Annotated in this window: 21 protein-coding genes; 11 read left to right on the top strand and 10 right to left on the bottom strand. The window is 50.6% G+C overall.

The features are described from left to right. The gene (locus IE073_RS06655) at positions 1-528 is read right to left on the bottom strand and encodes a DUF721 domain-containing protein (protein ID WP_189582999.1); all 528 of its coding nucleotides are present in this window, start codon (positions 526-528) and stop codon (positions 1-3) included. 53 nt (positions 529-581) lie between these two features. On the opposite strand from IE073_RS06655, the gene mutY reads away from it, so the two are divergent. Further along, entirely contained in the window at positions 582-1610 is a 1029-nt protein-coding gene (gene mutY / locus IE073_RS06650) for an A/G-specific adenine glycosylase (RefSeq protein ID WP_189582997.1), read from the top strand. Here the strand turns inward: mutY and IE073_RS14205 are convergent. From IE073_RS14205 to IE073_RS06625, 6 genes are all read right to left on the bottom strand, one after another. After that, positions 1607-1741 carry a hypothetical protein gene (locus tag IE073_RS14205; protein WP_267905565.1) on the bottom strand — a complete coding sequence of 45 codons (135 nt, stop codon included), beginning with the start codon at positions 1739-1741 and terminating at the stop codon, positions 1607-1609. The two genes, mutY and IE073_RS14205, sit on opposite strands and share 4 nt — an antisense overlap. Before the next feature lie 88 nt (positions 1742-1829). Continuing rightward, positions 1830-2171: a DUF2853 family protein gene (locus IE073_RS06645; protein WP_189582995.1), complete on the bottom strand. Its 342-nt coding sequence runs from the start codon at positions 2169-2171 to the stop codon at positions 1830-1832. A 121-nt stretch (positions 2172-2292) separates the two neighbouring features. Continuing rightward, positions 2293-3369 (bottom strand): site-specific DNA-methyltransferase, encoded by a 1077-nt coding sequence (locus IE073_RS06640; RefSeq protein WP_189583884.1) that lies wholly within the window; start codon positions 3367-3369, stop codon positions 2293-2295. 330 nt (positions 3370-3699) lie between these two features. Continuing rightward, the gene (locus IE073_RS06635; protein ID WP_233349872.1) at positions 3700-4086 is read right to left on the bottom strand and encodes a hypothetical protein; all 387 of its coding nucleotides are present in this window, start codon (positions 4084-4086) and stop codon (positions 3700-3702) included. A gap of 5 nt (positions 4087-4091) precedes the next feature. Next, a complete protein-coding gene (locus IE073_RS06630) occupies positions 4092-4595 on the bottom strand; it encodes a heavy-metal-associated domain-containing protein (RefSeq protein ID WP_189582993.1) in 504 nt (167 codons plus the stop codon). Between the two features lie 26 nt (positions 4596-4621). Beyond that, entirely contained in the window at positions 4622-5263 is a 642-nt protein-coding gene (locus tag IE073_RS06625) for a hypothetical protein (protein WP_189582991.1), read from the bottom strand. Positions 5264-5316: 53 nt separating this feature from the next. Here IE073_RS06625 and IE073_RS06620 point away from each other — a divergent pair, with 53 nt between their 5' ends. Next, complete coding sequence (locus tag IE073_RS06620; RefSeq protein ID WP_189582989.1) at positions 5317-5595, top strand: metal-sensitive transcriptional regulator; 279 nt, start codon at positions 5317-5319, stop codon at positions 5593-5595. Positions 5596-5662: 67 nt separating this feature from the next. Here the strand turns inward: IE073_RS06620 and IE073_RS06615 are convergent, their stop codons facing one another. Next, positions 5663-6109 (bottom strand): group III truncated hemoglobin, encoded by a 447-nt coding sequence (locus tag IE073_RS06615; RefSeq protein WP_189582986.1) that lies wholly within the window; start codon positions 6107-6109, stop codon positions 5663-5665. 233 nt (positions 6110-6342) lie between these two features. Here IE073_RS06615 and IE073_RS06610 point away from each other — a divergent pair, with 233 nt between their 5' ends. The 6 genes from IE073_RS06610 (at position 6343) to IE073_RS06585 (ending at position 11763) form a co-directional block, all read left to right on the top strand. Beyond that, on the top strand, positions 6343-6816 hold the full coding sequence (locus IE073_RS06610) for a hypothetical protein (protein ID WP_189582983.1): 474 nt from the start codon (positions 6343-6345) through the stop codon (positions 6814-6816). Between the two features lie 214 nt (positions 6817-7030). After that, positions 7031-8710 carry an alpha/beta fold hydrolase gene (locus IE073_RS06605; RefSeq protein ID WP_189582980.1) on the top strand — a complete coding sequence of 560 codons (1680 nt, stop codon included), beginning with the start codon at positions 7031-7033 and terminating at the stop codon, positions 8708-8710. A 181-nt stretch (positions 8711-8891) separates the two neighbouring features. After that, entirely contained in the window at positions 8892-9833 is a 942-nt protein-coding gene (locus IE073_RS06600) for an alpha/beta fold hydrolase (RefSeq protein ID WP_189582977.1), read from the top strand. 3 nt (positions 9834-9836) lie between these two features. After that, a complete protein-coding gene (locus IE073_RS06595; protein ID WP_189582974.1) occupies positions 9837-10358 on the top strand; it encodes a phasin family protein in 522 nt (173 codons plus the stop codon). Positions 10359-10375: 17 nt separating this feature from the next. Then, positions 10376-11029, top strand: coding sequence for a TetR/AcrR family transcriptional regulator (locus IE073_RS06590; RefSeq protein ID WP_189582971.1), 654 nt, complete (start codon positions 10376-10378; stop codon positions 11027-11029). A gap of 107 nt (positions 11030-11136) precedes the next feature. Beyond that, complete coding sequence (locus tag IE073_RS06585; RefSeq protein WP_189582968.1) at positions 11137-11763, top strand: Hcp family type VI secretion system effector; 627 nt, start codon at positions 11137-11139, stop codon at positions 11761-11763. Between the two features lie 86 nt (positions 11764-11849). Here IE073_RS06585 and IE073_RS06580 read toward each other — a convergent pair whose 3' ends face one another. After that, on the bottom strand, positions 11850-12200 hold the full coding sequence (locus IE073_RS06580) for a DUF3703 domain-containing protein (protein ID WP_189582965.1): 351 nt from the start codon (positions 12198-12200) through the stop codon (positions 11850-11852). A 239-nt stretch (positions 12201-12439) separates the two neighbouring features. Here IE073_RS06580 and IE073_RS06575 point away from each other — a divergent pair, with 239 nt between their 5' ends. Beyond that, on the top strand, positions 12440-12667 hold the full coding sequence (locus IE073_RS06575; RefSeq protein WP_189583919.1) for a hypothetical protein: 228 nt from the start codon (positions 12440-12442) through the stop codon (positions 12665-12667). A gap of 150 nt (positions 12668-12817) precedes the next feature. Beyond that, a complete protein-coding gene (locus tag IE073_RS06570; protein ID WP_189582962.1) occupies positions 12818-14035 on the top strand; it encodes a sensor histidine kinase in 1218 nt (405 codons plus the stop codon). A gap of 25 nt (positions 14036-14060) precedes the next feature. Here IE073_RS06570 and IE073_RS06565 read toward each other — a convergent pair whose 3' ends face one another. Beyond that, a complete protein-coding gene (locus tag IE073_RS06565) occupies positions 14061-14303 on the bottom strand; it encodes a hypothetical protein (protein WP_189582959.1) in 243 nt (80 codons plus the stop codon). A gap of 772 nt (positions 14304-15075) precedes the next feature. Here IE073_RS06565 and mdh point away from each other — a divergent pair. Beyond that, the gene (gene mdh / locus IE073_RS06560; protein ID WP_189582955.1) at positions 15076-16044 is read left to right on the top strand and encodes a malate dehydrogenase; all 969 of its coding nucleotides are present in this window, start codon (positions 15076-15078) and stop codon (positions 16042-16044) included. The last annotated feature ends 98 nt before the right edge of the window (positions 16045-16142 follow it).

Here is a 16142-nt window from a genome sequence, read left to right as displayed (position 1 = left end):
TTACGATCCTTTCGAGATCACATTGCGGCCCATAGCTTCCAGAGCGTTTTTCAGGCGTTCATTTTTGACCTGTGCCAGACCGTCTTGCAATGCGGCTTCTTGGCGAGGGGCCAAGCCGCGTTTGGGTTGCGAGGAAGCAGGCGCGGTCATACGCGATTGGACAACCTTAATTCGCGAAACATGACTAGAACCTAAATGCGTATTTAATCTGGCGATGATGGGGCCAGACTGGGCCAGTATCAGCGCGGCGGCGGGGCCGGGTGCAGATATGATAAGTGTACGTCCGTCACGTCCGCCCAAAAATCGCACAGGGGTTGATATCTTTGACCAACGGGGGCCCATGATTTCGGGCCAGACTCGTTCGAGCGCCAAAGCGGATTGTCCGCCGCCATGTTTTTTGGCGAGAGGCCGCATAATTTTAGATACAGAAAGTCCCGCACTTGGGGCAGCCCGAAATTGTGGGCGCGCGCGCTGACCTTCGATCCATTGACCTAAGACTTGGCGATTATGTCGCTTCTCATCTGCCATTTCTGTGATTGTCGCCTATTGCGGCGCGGCGGTAAAGCAGACAGAGCCGTTTTATGCATAACGTTTCCGACATGCGGGCCGCGCTTTTGCGTTGGTATGATGAGCAAGGTCGCACTTTACCGTGGCGCGTGCGCCCAGAGGACCGCGCAGCGGGTGTGGTGCCAGACCCGTATGCGATTTGGTTGTCCGAAGTCATGAGCCAGCAAACGACTCTCGCGCATGCAACGCCATATTGGCGCGCTTTTCTGGAGGCGTTTCCATCAGTTGTCGACTTAGCGGATGCGAACCGAGACGTCGTTTTGTCGATGTGGGCGGGGCTTGGATATTATGCGCGCGCTCGAAACTTACACAAATGCGCAGGCGTTGTGCGGGACGATCACCTAGGCATTTTTCCGACAGATGAAAAAACCTTGCTGACCCTTCCTGGGATCGGACCCTACACGGCAGCAACAATTGCAGCGATCTGCGCAGATGAGGCGACAAATATTGTCGACGGAAATGTTGAGCGGGTCATATCGCGGACTTACGCCTTTGAAACGCCGCTGCCAAAAGGGCGTAAAGCGCTACGAGATTTGTCTGGAACCCTTGTTCGCGCGGACAGGCCCGGCGATTATGGTCAAGCCCTGATGGATCTCGGCGCGACGATCTGCTCTCCCAAAAACCCGACCTGCTTGCTTTGTCCTTGGCGGGAATTTTGCGTGGCGCATAGCCAGAGCGAGGAAACTAAATATCCCGTCAAAGTGAAAAAGAAGCCGACACCTATTCGCTATGGTCACGCCTATGTTTTGCGGTGCGAGGACAAAGTTCTGGTGGAAAGGCGTCCAGATTCAGGATTGTTAGGTGGCATGATCGGTGTGCCCACAACAGACTGGGGAGACGCGCCGACAGACCATTCGCAGGCGCCTCTTCATCGTAATTGGGAATCAAAAGGCCAAATCCGTCATGTTTTCACGCATTTTGAATTGAGATTGGACGTATTCGCAGCCGAAATTGAGGCCTCCGTTGAAGGAGTGTGGGTCGATGATACGTCAGGTCTCCCCACCGTTTTTACCAAAGTCGTCGAAGCCGGACTTGCCGATTAATCTTCTTTTTTCGGCTCAATGGGTTGTTTGCCTAAACGGGCTTCGATTGATTTTTCGACCGACTTGCTCAGACCTTGTTCGTCGGCCTCTTCTAGCGTTTTCTTGATTTCAGTTTTGTTTGTCTCTGACATGTGATTTCCTCATTAAAAAAGGCGCGTGGCCGCGAGGCCCGCACCTTTTATAATGTATGAACCCGCATTCGGGTTCCAAATCGATAGCTTAGCCGTAGTGGCTTTCTTTGCCAAAATGCTTCGTCAGCAGGTAATAGACAACAGCGCGATATTTGCTTGGGTTGGATTTGCCGTATTTTTCCATCACGGCTGCGATGGCGCCGTCGAGATCTTGGCTAGCTGAAAGGCCAAGCTTTTTGATGAGGAAATTGTTCTTCACAGTGTCGAGCTCTGATTGGTCGGAGCCGGCAACAGTGGATGAGTCTTTATTATAGATCGATGGTCCACAACCGATTGTGACTTTTTTCAAAAGATCCATGTCCGGCGTTTCACCGATTTTCGTTTTGATGTCTTCAGCGTATTTCGCGATTAAATCGTCACGTTTACTCATAGCATTTTCCCCTGAGGCTAATAACAAAAAACCCGAGCGGCGGCTCGGGCCTGTAATATAGCTATGGTTAATCCAACCTAAACGCAAGCTGAACGGATTTCCGTTCAGAGCTGTTTCAAGGTTAAGCCTGAGCCGCTTCGGCCATTTCGGCGCGAACTTCGCTTCGGATCGTGTCGATTGGCTGAAGGCCTGAGGGTCCTTGGAGGTGCCAGAACGTCCATCCATTACACGACGGCGCATTGGTAAGTAGCGCGCCAAGTTTGTGGATTGAACCCGACTGCTTACCCGATTGCAGGCTGCCATCGGCGCGGACAGTTGCGCTGAGGATGCCGTTTTTGGAAAAGACCTTTGTTCCGATTTTGACCAAGCCGCGCTCGACCAGATTTCCGAACGGAACCTTTGGCTCTGAACGTTTGGATTTCGTCACGGCAACCGTTTGGCCTTCTTCAATTTTGGCGATGCGGCGGCTGGCGTGGATGATATACTCTTCTTCACGTTCGAAACCGATGAAATTGCGGCCCAGCTTTTTGGCGACGGCGCCTGTCGTGCCTGTGCCAAAGAACGGGTCAACAATCACGTCGCCTGGGTTTGTTGTGGCCAAGATTACGCGGTGAAGCAGAGATTCTGGCTTTTGGGTTGGATGCGCTTTCTTGCCATCGCCGCCCTTCAAACGTTCGCGGCCCGTGCAGATCGGGAGGGTCCAATCACTGCGCATTTGGACGCCTTCATTTAGCATTTTCATCGCGTCATAGTGGAAGGTCGGTTTGGCGTCTTCGGATTTGGAGGCCCAAATCAGTGTCTCATGCGCATTGGTGAAACGTGTGCCGCGAAAGTTCGGCATCGGGTTGGTTTTACGCCAGATGATGTCGTTCAAAATCCAAAACTGCTGGTCCTGAAGAACTGTCCCAACGCGGAAAATGTTGTGATAGCTACCCATCACCCAGATTGCGCCATTCGGCTTTAGAATACGACGCGCGGCGGCCATCCATTCCTGTGTGAACAGATCATAGGCATCCATCGTGTCATATTGATCCCAAGCTTCCGTGACACCCGCAACGTGGGAGTTGTCTGGACGGGACAAGTCACCGCCTAGCTGCAGGTTATAGGGTGGATCAGCAAAGATCAGATCGACGCTTTCTGCGGGCAAATTATTCATATTCGCGACGCAATCGCCTTGGACAATTTGGTTCAGCGGCATTTCGGCCAGTTGTACATCACGGCTCGGGTCATTGCGTTTTGGCGGGTTAGGGTTCGTAATGACCTTAAAGCGGGATTTGGTATTTTCTTTCACAGGACAGGGCTTTCGCGACGGGGGTTTCGTGTGGTTCGACACCTTCGTCCCTGATTCGTCCTAACAGGGTGTAAACGATTGATTTACCTTAGAAATTAAGCTTTGGGTAACAGGCGTTAACATCTAATGCTCTTTTGTTAGGAAGTGTTACCAAGACATGAAAAAAGCCGCCACAAGGGACGACTTTGCGAGGCTTTGTATGAAGTAAATATGAAGTTGGTATCCGCCTCTAGTTTTTTAAAGCAATAGATCCGCTGCAAAAAAGGCAAAGAACCCGCCGATAAAATAAATTGCGATTGAAGCGTAAAGCAGAATTCCGCTGACTTTCCGCAAGCGTGTGCAGGCTTTCGCCGCAACGGGGTCAATCGGGCACGGCGCGTGTCTGGTCTGCCAACGTGACCAAGTTGCAAGCGCAAGAAGGAGGCCAGACAGAATGAAAAGCTGAACCTTATGTTCGGTAAGCCAAATATATCCCGGAATGTTCGAGCTGATCCCCGCCATGACAGCGCCCGCGCCAATAGTCACCAATAAGGCGGGCAGGGCGCAACACAGCAAGGTTGAGGTGCTGGCGAAAAGGGACAGCGTCGGCGCAAAAAGCACCCGTTTTGAAATGGGTTTTGACACAAGGTTTATCTAGCGAATACGGCAGGACCGCGCGCAATCGCGTCAACTTTATAGCCAGACTTTTTCACATATTTGCGCAAATCATCATCGGACATTTCCGCGCCAGGTTTGAGAACAAGGTTCAGTGTTTTTTTATCAAGATCGACATAGACGGCAGCGACGTCTTTGCGTTTGCCAAATGTCTTATTCATCGCCTTGGCGCAGAAATCGCAGACCGCACCTAAGACGGTTGCGACAATTGGTTCGCCACCCGCCGCAATGGCCCTCATGATTTCTGGTTGATCGACGGAGATTAGAGCGTTTTCGTCCCTCGTATCCATTGTTGGGGTAACATCGGTATGATCATGATTGGCATGGTCATCAGGCATATAGGCTGACCCATGATCCATCTTGCTGTGGTCCATTTTACTGTGATCAACCTGATCGGTCGTCGTTTCGGTAGGTGAAACCTGTGCGAAACTCGTCGCGGAAATGGCTAAAAGGGCCGGAATAAAAAGAGGTCGGAACATAAAATTCTCCAAGAGAGAGATCGAAATCAAAAACGATATTGAAAATTGAGAAGCGGGGCGTCGTCGGTCACATTCCACCCAGCTTCAAACAATGCTGAGCCATAGAATAACCGTAGAATAGGCGTCACGCCAATGGGGGTATCACCATCGGGACGATGATCGACCTCCAACATGAGCCAAGTATGAAGTTCGCCAGTGTCGCCTTCATAGGGTGCGAAGCCAACGCGGGCCGCCTGCATGGCGGATTGGTCAAATTTGCCGAAGTCGCGCGCCGATGCACGATAGGATAGAAACAATCGCCGCGTTTCCCAATCTGTCATCATACCCGCTTGCACACCGGAGCGGTCACCCCTTGGATTTAAGCCAATATCTGTAACCAATCCCGCGGCACCCCAGAAATAGAGATTGGCTTGATGGTCTGGACCAAACCAACGTTTGGCAAGCCAGGTTGCTTGCGGTCCCACAAAAATAAGGTCGGCACCCCTATCCCATTCTGTCCGAAGGCCAAAAGAATAGGATGCGCTGGGTGAATAATGAATTAGTGCCGTCGTAGATTGTCGGTCCGTATCCTCAATCAGCGTCCAGCCCCCCGCATAGGACACGGGCCGTGCCGACGCTTCGGCGTTGAAGGCCAGCAGAATGACTGCAATAAGGGCTGTTCTTAACATACCCGTAGGGGGTATAGGTATATTCGTGAATATTCAACGATGAAAAACATGACATGACAGACAGAAAATCAAGACGCAGAAACGTAAGTAAACGCCTCGCGCGAATTGAGGGGCAAGTCCGTGGATTGTCAAAAATGATTGATGAAGACCGATATTGTATTGATATCCTGACCCAGGTGAAAGCTGTGCAGGCCGCCCTTAAAAAAGTTGAAGGCGAGCTATTATCTGACCACGCTGATCACTGCCTAGCGTCAGCTATAGCAAGTGACGATCAGGACGAGCGTGAACGCAAGGTCGCCGAGCTTGTCGCGCTGTTACTCAAAAAAACATAGCGTGACCTAATCGGGTGTCAGAGTTTTGTTCGGGGCGGTGACGTCGGATGGTCTTTCGCCTCGACCCTCAATCGTAGCGCGGCGCACCCAAATCCGATGTTCCGAAAAGGGCGAGTTTCAAACGATTGGCAATACGCTCTGCCCGTATCATGAAATAGGCAGGTGTCTCTGGTGTTGGGGCCGTGTCATGCAGCGTTTGCTGAAATATGGCGAGCCAGCGATCGAAATGCTGGCTTTCAATCGTCTCACTATGTTTGCGATGGGCTTCGACGGGTTTACCCGAATAGAGACCCGCATTTAAAGTGACTGACGCCCAAAAGGCTTTCATGCGAGGTAAATGAACATCCCAATTATCGCCAATCGCATCATTGAAAATCGGACCCAACACTTCATCGACGCGGATCCGGTCATAGAATGTATCAACGAGTGTGGAGATATAGGCAGTCGTGATGCCCAGTGAGGCGGCATTATCCTGTATGGCTTTGCGGGCTTCGCTGACGCGGTCGCGGGTCATAAATCTACCTTAGACTAACAAAAAACGGGATCGCTTTTAACGAGAGTGGTCATCCTAGGTCTAATTTTGCCAAAGGCCTAATCTATTCAATCAAACCTTACGGTTTTAGCCATCATAAAAAAATCAGGGTGTCAGCTTGGATTAGGACGCGCTTTCTAATTTCTTTCCCTAAATACGCATCATCGAACAACTGGTGGGATTTTCCTGCCACATTGAACCCAAAGGAATACATCATGGCGACTTCTAAGAAGACTGCAAAGAAAACGACTACTACTGTTGAAGCTAAATCCGCTGTCCGTAAGGGCACATTGGCTTACCTCGGCCTTTACGGTTTCGCTGCAGAGCGTGCACGTCTGCGCACAGAGCAAGTTAAAGCCCTTTACAACAACGCAACTGACGGCCTTTTCGAAGACCTCGTCGCGCGCGGTGAAAAAGTTGAAGAGTTTGCATTCGGCACAGCCAAAACAGCTCAAAAGCGCGCTGTTGAAACATTCGAAACCACAACTGACAAAGTTAAGTCTGTTGTTCCATTCGGCGCAAACGATCGTGTTGAAGAACTGGAAGCTGAAATCAAAACATTGAACAAGAAAATCTCTGCCTTGTCCAAGAAAGCTGCAAAGCCACGCAAAAAGGCAACAACTGACAAAACAGCCGGCATCAACAAGCAGGTTATGGCGACAGAAAAGACAGCTCCAAAAGCGGCTTAAGTCTATTAGGTATTCGACGCGCCCTCTCTCTCTCCCCTTACAGCTGTCTGTCCCCTTTGACGGCTGTTGGGCGTAATCGAACCGAAACGGCGTCTGCTCCCCTGCAGGCGCCGTTTTTTTATGTTTAGTTTGAGGCGGGTTAACACACAGACTCGACTCCCGTGCCTGTCTTTCCTAGTCATATATAAATAATAACAAAGGTGAGGGTCAGGGTATGTCAGATAAGCCAGCGAATGTCGGAGTAAAAGCCGCCGAAACGACGACTGCCATTAATGGCTTGGTCGGTTTCAGGCGTTCCGAAGTCATTAAAAGCTTTGGTCTTATGGCGGGATACGCCGCAAAGCAGCCCAAACCTTTCGCCAAACACCTCCGAAAATATGCGGGCGAGATGATTGAAATTGCAAAAGGCACCTCGGAGCTGGCACCTGATCGTAAGGACCGCCGGTTTAAAGATGAGTCTTGGCACAAGAGCCCGTTTTATAAACGTAGCATGCAGGCTTGGCTTGCTATGCAAAAAGAGTTGAACGGCTGGATCGCAGATTCTCGAATGCATCCCGCGGATCAGTCTCGCGCAAAATTTGTGACGGACCTAATTGTTGACGCATTGGCCCCGACGAATACGCTGATTGGGAACCCCACGGCGATGAAACGTTTGTTTGAAACTAATGGTGGCAGCCTCGTGAAGGGGTTGCAAAACGCCTATAATGATTTGACAAAAAATGGGGGTATGCCGAGCCAAGTGGACGGGCGCCCATTCAAGGTAGGTGAAAATCTTGCCATCTCGCCCGGCGCCGTCGTTTTCCAAAATGAGATGTTGGAGGTCATTCAATATTCACCGCAGACGGAAGAGGTCTATAAAATTCCTCTGATGATCATTCCGCCGCAGATTAACAAGTTCTACGCGACAGATTTGGCTCCCGATAAATCCATGGTGCGGTTCCTGACGAAAATGGGTTACCAGACATTTGCCGTGTCTTGGCGAAACCCAACACGTCAACATGCCCATTGGGGTTTGGAAAACTACGTAGAAGCCTTGTTTGAAGCCTCCGAAGCGGTTCGGAAAATCACTCGAAGTCCGCGCATCAATGTGACGGGCGCATGCTCTGGTGGCATTACGCTGTCGTTGTTCTTGTCTGAGTTGGCTGCACGTGGTGATAACCGGATCAATTGCTACACTTTGATGGTTTCCGTCTTGGACGGTAAAAAAGTTGATAGCGACGTTGGCCTGTTTGTCACGGACGCCGCGATTGAAGCGGCGCGCCGCCAATCGGCCAAAAAAGGTATTCTTGCTGGTGAAGAATTGGGTCGGGCCTTTGCTTGGATGCGTCCGAATGATCTGATCTGGAACTATGTCGTCAATAATTACCTTTTGGGCCAAGATCCGCCGCCATTTGATGTGCTTTACTGGAACAATGATACGACAAATTTGCCTGCGCAATTGCATTCAGATTATCTCGATATTTTCCAAGATCGGCGTTTCCGCAAGGATAAGGATGTCGTCTTCATGGACCACATCGTCGATCTAGAAGCCGTCACGCAGGACGGGTTTATGCTGGCGGGTATCACCGACCACATCACCCCTTGGATGGCGTGTTACCGAAACATTCGCCTGTTTGGCGGGGAAATCGATTTTGTTTTGTCGAACTCAGGTCACCTTCAGTCGCTATTGAACCCGCCTGGGAACCCAAAAGCGCAATATTACACGAATATGGATCACCCCGCCCGGGCGACAAAATGGCTAGAGGGCGCTGAAAGCGTCAATGAAAGCTGGTGGTTGCGGTGGAATAAATGGCTGTCCATTCGGTCTGGCGAAATGAAAAAAGCGCCGAGGGCATTGGGTAATAAGGCTCATCCGCCCTTGTCCAAAGCGCCCGGCGAATATGTATTTACCTAAGTACAGCTGACAAATTCACTGTATTTACCTTTGTGAAAGGGTTTCCTCCCACGCATAGGTCATTAAGGCGGATAGGCGATAAACAAGACTGTGGCATCCGGGCTGAATCGGGTGCGCGTGGGCATTGGGTCTCTAGAACTCAAGCCCGCATTCCGGGTTACCCGAGGGAAAGACGATAGACATGCCGCATACTCTCAAAGCCGTAGATGGCCATGAAGAACCGATTGAGAACCACTCTCTGCCCCGCATCTTTTTTTCAAAGGTCGGAAACCAGAAGCTACGGACGGCGATTTGGTCTGGCGTTGATAAGGGCGAAGGCAAACGGACACCTTTGCTTTTCTTCAATGGCATTGGTGCGAATTTGGAAATTGCACAGGCTTTTGCTGATACCTTCACTGGTCGCGATATTATCACGTTCGATATGCCTGGTATTGGGGGGTCGCCAGACCCAACTATTCCCTATCGTCCCTGGTGGGTTGCTAAAGCGGCCAAACAGATACTCTTAGAAAATGGCTATGACATGGTCGACGTCTTGGGCGTCAGTTGGGGCGGCGGACCGGCGCAACAATTTGCGTGGCAAAATAAAAAAATGACCAAGCGCCTCATTCTATGTGCAACGACAACGGGCGTGACCATGGTGCCGGGGAATCCCAAGGCGCTCTCCAAAATGGCCAGCCCGAAGCGTTATATCGACCGCGATTTCCTCGCGAAGAACTTTGAAACCCTTTACGGGGATGCTGCCTCTAGCTCGGGTGAGTTCTCGATCAATATGATGCCACCATCGGTCAAGGGGTATTTGTTCCAACTGATGGCAATGATGGGATATTCAACAATCCCTTTCATCCGCCGTATCAAAGCCAAAACCCTCGTCATTATGGGTGACAAAGATCATATTGTTCCCGTCATCAATGGCAAAATGCTCAACGCGCTTCTGCCGCGTTCCAAATTACGCGTGATTGAAGGCGCGGGACATTTGTTCCTCCTGACACGTCGGGATGAGACCATTCAAATCATCCGTAATTTTTTCCTCGAACCAGAGGTCCCGATGCCGCATAAAGACAGTGTTCAATTGCCTTCAGTGGAAGAAAGCTACACGCATTATAAACCCAAAATCGCGAGCTAATTTATGTCCGATAAGAAAAAACCTGACGAAAAAGATGCGATCCGTAAAGTATGGCTCGCAGGCATTGGGGCCTATGGGCGAGCTTTCGCGGAGGCCAAAGGCGCGGTTGGAACTTTAACAGGTAAATCTTCTGAAGTTTTCGATGAACTTGTCTCTAAAGGCGAAATGCTTGAAGCCGTTGGGAAATACAAAGCTGAGGAACTCGTCGGTAAGGGTAAGGCGGCCATGGGGGATATAAAGCCGGATCTTGATATTGATGATCGTATCGCGCGGATGCGGGCTCGTCTGTCCAGCGTCACCGAAAGCTCCACAGACCGCCTTGAAGCGCGCGTTGATCAGTTAGAAGCCAAGTTGGACGCGATTTTAGAGAAAATGGAAAGTGGCGTATCTGCGAAGACGTCGTCATCGCGAAAGGCCGCTCCGAAGCGTAAACCTGCGGCGAAAACGGCGTCTAAGAAACGAGCAACGACGCAGAAAACAACAGCGACGAAGAAACCGGCCGCAAAGAAACCGGCCGCGAAATAGCGTCTGGCCAGGCTCGGGTGACGCGCTCCGCAACCAAGACTAAAATTCTCGCAACAGCGTTGGCTCTGTTCAACAATGAGGGCGAGGCACAGATTTCTGCGGTCGATATAGCTTCTGTTTTAGAGATGAGCCCAGGTAATCTTTATTACCACTATAAGGGCAAAGATCAGATCATTAAGGCTCTGTTTGAGGACTTTGATGCCGAAATTCGGCAAGTCCTTTCTGCGCCGCTAAAAGATCCTCTCGCGATAGAAGATAATTGGATTTATCTTTATATCATCTTTGAGGAGATTTTCGATTTCCGTTTTTTCTATCGCAATCAGGGCGAATTACTCAGGCGTATACCCGAATTACGCGGACCCTTTTCGCGAATTTTAGCGCTCAAAGAACGTGCTGCTTTCTCGCTCCTGTCGACCTTGGAGGATATTGACAAATTACATTTTGACGAGGGAGAGAAGGGCGCGCTAGCAGGACGAATTGCGCAGCATTTTACCTTCTGGCTTCAATATCACGATTTGCGTTATGGCCCAGAAAATAACGGGCGCGGCCCAGAGAAACGCTTGATTGATCAGGGCGTGTTTATGACATTGATCCAGATTACACCCTATTGGACGCACGGCGAAGGTTACGCAGAACTTCTGAGCGAATTTGCCAGCGGTAAGATTGATTAAACTTCAAATTCTGAACAAGATTTTCAGCTTTGGTTCAGGCGGGTTATGTTTTAGATCTGGGAAGGGGCGCAGGCTCACTGTCCCCACAATTCTAAACGGGGACCCTTATGTTTTATAAAACTTTCGCATCAACACTCGCAATTACTGTCGCGCTGACAGCCACTTCCTTTGCGCAGGATAAGTCCGCAACCCAGCCAACTGACCCTAAAGTCGAAGACGTGGATGCCAAGGCTTCCCAAGATATGTATTTGAAATTGGGGCCGATCAAAGGTGAATCACAAGATAAAGCTATGGCTGGCGGCGGCGGTGGCAAAGTCGATGTACAAGATATTAATATCGTCGCGGTTCCCCAAGCTAAAGATCCGAAAATCGGGCCCATAAAAGGCGAGTCACAGGATCGGGCCATGTCCGTGGGTAGCGATGGCGAAGATCGTCTGACCGAGAACCTGACGCTGCGCGGTGGAGGCGGCGGAAAAGTCGACGTGCAAGACCTCTCTTTGACCAAGGCCCCGAAACTCGGCGATATTAAGGGCGAGTCTCAAGACAAGGCAAGTGTGACCGGATTTACGCCTGTCGCGGGGGCGGCACTGGGAGCGGCGGGACCTGCGACGCCAGCTTGTGTGACAGAGGCTGGCGCGGTTGACGCCGATTGCAACGGTGTCGCCGACGACGCGAAGCTGGAGGACAAACGCGATGAAGTTCGCCGTCCAGTGCCTAGGCAGCAAAGACGCTAGGTCGACTCGTCTGGACTATAATCTTAGAAAGGGTGGCTGAGAGGCCACCCTTAATCTTATGGAAAAACAGGTTTCGCCAATTTGGCTCAATCGTGGTCGGTCCGCAGGAATTCAGCGAGATCATTTGGAATTGGCATCGGCTTGATGGCCGAAACATTTGCCCCGCCCGTATTGCCGACGGGCACCCAACCAAAAACGCTGGCGGGGAAGACCGCGACCAGCCTTAGGCATTGCCCAAAAATTTCGCGGACGTCCCTCCGACGCGCGCCAATTTTTAGCATCCACCAATGTGTTTCCAGATGCGGGCGGAAATATCGTTGTCCCAAAATATGCGCCCGTTCTAAGTGATGAAACGTGAGAGCAAAATCCCGCGCCGTGTAAGCGTTCAGCATTTCGCGCATTTCGGAGTTGTAGGCGGTTTGGAGTTTGGGAGTCATGTGCTTGCTCAAAAGATAAGACGGCAGGTTGCATTTTTCCATTGAGATCAGACTGTCAGACTGATCGCACGCAATCTTATCAGATGATCCAAAAGAGCCAACTCAATAATCAGCTTTGGTATATTCAAACAAAAATTCGTTGGCCGCGCCCTTTGTTTGATATGGCTCAGTTTCTAAGAAGGAAGCCGCCTTTCGATCGGGTTAAGGGTCATGTAATGCGCCCTTGCTTTGCAGTGTGAATGGTTGATCGTCAGCGGGCCGCAATGATTGCCAATTTTTGGACGTCTATCTCAGGTCACGCGATCTTGCGTGACAGGAGTGCGGCTTTTCGAAAAGGGCATATCATGGCCAAAGGTAAGAGTTCGCGCAAAGAAGTGAAGAAGCCAAAAAAAGAGAAACCAAAAGCCAATGCGGCAGCGGATTCCAATAAATCCGGCACGACGATTGCTGGAAAGAAGATGAACTGATCCTAGACTGCGCTCACTATTGAGCGCCTCAAGTTCGATAACAGAACTGTCTCGCGTGTCGGCGCGCGAGACGGTTTACCCACCCGATTAATATCTTGATAAATTTATAGGTTCACACTTTTTCCATCCTATCTGATTAGGGGACCTTGCATGAATCCCCTCCGCCAGTTTCAAGACTTCAAAACACCAGACGTGCCTTTGTCTGATATGTTCGAGGGAATCGATCAGATTAAAACAGGGGTCGCGATCTATGATCAGGACCTCAATCTACTCTTCGCAAACCAAACTATCCGCGGATACCTCCCAGAACTTTACAGAAAACTCGATTCAGGTCTTCCGATGAAAGCGGCCATTTTGGCCCAATCGCGAGACATTAGCCCAGGTTTAAGCCAAGATAAGTATGAGGAACGCGCGGATTATATTGTGTCAACAATACGTAATTGCGGAACTTTGGAGGTATCTACCCCAGAAGGCCTTACGCTCAAAAGTACTTACGATAAAACCTCACACGGACTCTATGTAATAACGACAACCGATATTTCAGATCATGTGAAAGCAAAACATGAATTGGATGAGGCGCGGCAAGAGGCGGAAACCGCGAATGCGGCGAAGACTGATTTCTTGGCCAATATGTCCCATGAAATTCGAACACCGATGTCTGGCGTTTTTATGGCTGCCCAACTGCTACAACAACGCCTTCAAATGACAAATCAGACTGAGTTAGCTGGCCTCGCAGATATCCTGATTAGTAGTGCGCAACATCTCAGCGCGATTATTAACGATGTCCTAGACCTCTCTAAAATTGAGGCGGGGCAACTGGATATAAAGGTGAGTGAAAATTCGCTTACCGATATGTTGAGCAAATTCAAAAAGTCTCAAGATTATGTGGCCAAGGAATTGGGCCTAAATCTGAAGCTGGTGATTGATCCAAATATCCCTGAACGCCTAATCTACGATTCTGTCCGCGTCACCCAATGCGTCACCAATCTCGTGAGTAATGCTTTTAAATTTACGGAGAGCGGCAGTGTGACTGTCGCCGTACTATATTCTTCGCAGACCCATGTCGTGACCATTCATGTTGTCGATACGGGCATTGGCATTGCGAAAACTGAATACCCGCGGGTTTTCGGTCAATTTGAACAAGCGACACAACAGGCGTCAACGGCGCACAAAGGGGCGGGTCTGGGTTTAATGATCAGTCGCAATCTCGCTCGCCTGATGGGCGGGGATATTACGTTGACGTCCGAATTGGGGCGCGGGTCTATTTTCACCCTGACATTTAAAACGCGAAACCCACTTTCGAAACCAAATCTGTCTGCGGAAAAGAATGTCCCGACTCAGAATGTCCAATATTTACGGACAGCTTGAGATCTGCCCAACCCACGCCATTCATCTAATGCAGATGGACCAAGAACGCCGTCAACAAATGCCCGATAAGAGCGGCGGTAACTAAACCCAATCCGATTTGCCATTTCGGTAGACGCCGAGTGGTGCTGGCCGCGTTCAGGGCCATGTATTTTTCGACCAGCCCGCGAATTAATCCGCTGACGCTTTCACCTTCTAATTTGGCGAGGTTGGAAAGTGTTTGTTTCTCTTCGAGGGAAACTCGGATTTCGACTTTTTCAGTGCGTTTCATTCTGCGGCCTTTTGCTGTCTAGCGACGGATTGGACGCAGGCTGTCGGCAATCCAACCTGACTGCAACACGTTTCGTGTCAGGATAGGATATGTTTCGTGTCATGACGTGAAATAGCTGAATTCTGGGATGGTGCTGAAAGGTCCCGTTTCTAGAAACTCTAAAACCTGGCTTTTTCAGGTCTTTAGATGTAAATTAAAGAGAATGATCCCCGCTCTGGAAATCCGTGGCATTATACGCAGGTTCTTTCGGACACGGGACAGGTGAGACGTCGCATACTGGTTCGAAAGGCTGTGTGTGAAACGAGACTGGTTTGACAGCTTTGCTCGTTATCTCGCGCATTGGAGCCTGACCGGATAAGCGGCTGCGTTCGATGAGTTGAAACCTTAGTTTCAACATAAACGGCGCAAGCGGTGTAACGGGAAACATACTAATGAGGCCTTTGCGTGAAACGTCACAGCCGCGTGGTTTGTACTCGCGTAAAACACTTTTTTACTTCTCGGTACTCCGTCGCGGGGACCGACCACGCGGGCCGTCCCATTTTATGAGACTTCGCATTGCGGCAGCTACTCGATGAGCTGCGAGCAATAACGCCTGTCAAAATCACCTTATAGGAAATATCGTTGCGGCTTCTCTCCATGAAGCGCGATATGGGGGCATAAATGAGGTTGCCCCGACGATTTTGAACAAGAATCTGCGTCATGTGACCATTGCCCCGACAGGTTCACGGGGGTAAAGGCCCCGCAAGACTTACGCCTCACTTGGAGATTCCACATGGCACGCGCAAAAATCGCCCTTATCGGCGCCGGTATGATCGGCGGAACACTGGCTCACATCGCAGCCCGCGAAGAGCTTGGCGACATCGTTCTCTTCGATATTTTCGAAGGTACAGCTAAGGGTAAAGCCTTGGATCTTTCCGAAGCCGCGCCTGTTTTCGGCAAGGATTCAAAAATTCGCGGCACAAGCGATTATGCGGAAATCGCGGGCGCAGATGTGTGCATCATCACAGCAGGTTTCCCGCGCAAGCCAGGCATGGATCGCTCGGAACTGATCGGCAAAAACCTCGGCGTGATCAAACAGGTTGCAGAAGGCATCAAAGAGCACGCCCCCAAAGCCTTCGTTATTTGTATCACAAACCCGCTCGACGCGATGGTTTGGGCCTTGCAAAAATTCTCTGGCCTACAGCCGCGCAAAGTCGTCGGCATGGCAGGCGTTCTCGATAGCGCACGTTTCCGCTATTTCCTCGCTGACGAATTCCAGTGTTCTGTCGAAGACGTGCATGCGTCTGTTCTGGGTGGCCACGGCGACACAATGGTGCCGCTAATCCGCTATTCCACAGTCAACGGCGTGCCGATCCCTGATCTCATTAAAATGAAATGGACCACACAAGAGCGCATTGACGCGATCGTTGAGCGTACGCGTAAAGGCGGCGGCGAAATCGTGAAATTGCTGGGCAATGGCTCCGCATTCTACGCACCTGCTGAGTCCGCGATTGAGATGGCCACATCTTACCTGCGCGACAAGAAGCGCATCCTGCCTTGTGCGGTGCGCCTCTCGGGCCAAATCGCGGGCGTTCGTGGTCTCTATGTCGGCGCGCCAGCCATGATCGGCTCTCGCGGTGTTGAGAAAGTGATGAACATCCGCCTGAAAGCGGACGAGCGTGAAATGTTCATGACATCTGTTGCAGCGGTCGAAAAGATCATTGCGGACTGTCAGGAAATGGAACCAAGTCTGCGGGACTAAATTCTCAGAATTTCTAAGCACGACTTTCAAGGAAGCGCCTTTCGAGGCGCTTTTTTTTGTTTGCCTGTCTGAGCCTAAATACTACGTCAGATTTTCTG

The sequence above is a fragment of the Litorimonas cladophorae genome (assembly GCF_014652455.1).
In the GTDB taxonomy this organism is placed as follows: Bacteria; Pseudomonadota; Alphaproteobacteria; order Caulobacterales; family Maricaulaceae; genus Litorimonas; species Litorimonas cladophorae.
The sequence above is the reverse complement of the archived record's forward strand: the minus strand, read 5'-3'. Positions and strand labels throughout refer to the sequence as shown.

Excerpts from the sequence above, each read along its gene's own strand:
- mutY (WP_189582997.1), top strand. The coding sequence starts at position 582 with ATGCATAACGTTTCCGACATGCGGGCCGCGCTTTTGCGTTGGTATGAT.
- IE073_RS06595 (WP_189582974.1), top strand. The coding sequence starts at position 9,837 with ATGTCCGATAAGAAAAAACCTGACGAAAAAGATGCGATCCGTAAAGTA.
- IE073_RS06630 (WP_189582993.1), bottom strand. The coding sequence starts at position 4,595 with ATGTTCCGACCTCTTTTTATTCCGGCCCTTTTAGCCATTTCCGCGACG.
- IE073_RS06615 (WP_189582986.1), bottom strand. The coding sequence starts at position 6,109 with ATGACCCGCGACCGCGTCAGCGAAGCCCGCAAAGCCATACAGGATAAT.
- IE073_RS06640 (WP_189583884.1), bottom strand. The coding sequence starts at position 3,369 with ATGCCGCTGAACCAAATTGTCCAAGGCGATTGCGTCGCGAATATGAAT.
- IE073_RS06620 (WP_189582989.1), top strand. The coding sequence starts at position 5,317 with ATGACAGACAGAAAATCAAGACGCAGAAACGTAAGTAAACGCCTCGCG.
- IE073_RS06565 (WP_189582959.1), bottom strand. The coding sequence starts at position 14,303 with ATGAAACGCACTGAAAAAGTCGAAATCCGAGTTTCCCTCGAAGAGAAA.
- IE073_RS06575 (WP_189583919.1), top strand. The coding sequence starts at position 12,440 with ATGGTTGATCGTCAGCGGGCCGCAATGATTGCCAATTTTTGGACGTCT.
- IE073_RS06610 (WP_189582983.1), top strand. The coding sequence starts at position 6,343 with ATGGCGACTTCTAAGAAGACTGCAAAGAAAACGACTACTACTGTTGAA.
- IE073_RS06580 (WP_189582965.1), bottom strand. The coding sequence starts at position 12,200 with ATGACTCCCAAACTCCAAACCGCCTACAACTCCGAAATGCGCGAAATG.
- IE073_RS06605 (WP_189582980.1), top strand. The coding sequence starts at position 7,031 with ATGTCAGATAAGCCAGCGAATGTCGGAGTAAAAGCCGCCGAAACGACG.
- mdh (WP_189582955.1), top strand. The coding sequence starts at position 15,076 with ATGGCACGCGCAAAAATCGCCCTTATCGGCGCCGGTATGATCGGCGGA.
- IE073_RS06570 (WP_189582962.1), top strand. The coding sequence starts at position 12,818 with ATGAATCCCCTCCGCCAGTTTCAAGACTTCAAAACACCAGACGTGCCT.
- IE073_RS06645 (WP_189582995.1), bottom strand. The coding sequence starts at position 2,171 with ATGAGTAAACGTGACGATTTAATCGCGAAATACGCTGAAGACATCAAA.
- IE073_RS14205 (WP_267905565.1), bottom strand. The coding sequence starts at position 1,741 with ATGTCAGAGACAAACAAAACTGAAATCAAGAAAACGCTAGAAGAGGCC.
- IE073_RS06600 (WP_189582977.1), top strand. The coding sequence starts at position 8,892 with ATGCCGCATACTCTCAAAGCCGTAGATGGCCATGAAGAACCGATTGAG.
- IE073_RS06585 (WP_189582968.1), top strand. The coding sequence starts at position 11,137 with ATGTTTTATAAAACTTTCGCATCAACACTCGCAATTACTGTCGCGCTG.
- IE073_RS06655 (WP_189582999.1), bottom strand. The coding sequence starts at position 528 with ATGGCAGATGAGAAGCGACATAATCGCCAAGTCTTAGGTCAATGGATC.
- IE073_RS06625 (WP_189582991.1), bottom strand. The coding sequence starts at position 5,263 with ATGTTAAGAACAGCCCTTATTGCAGTCATTCTGCTGGCCTTCAACGCC.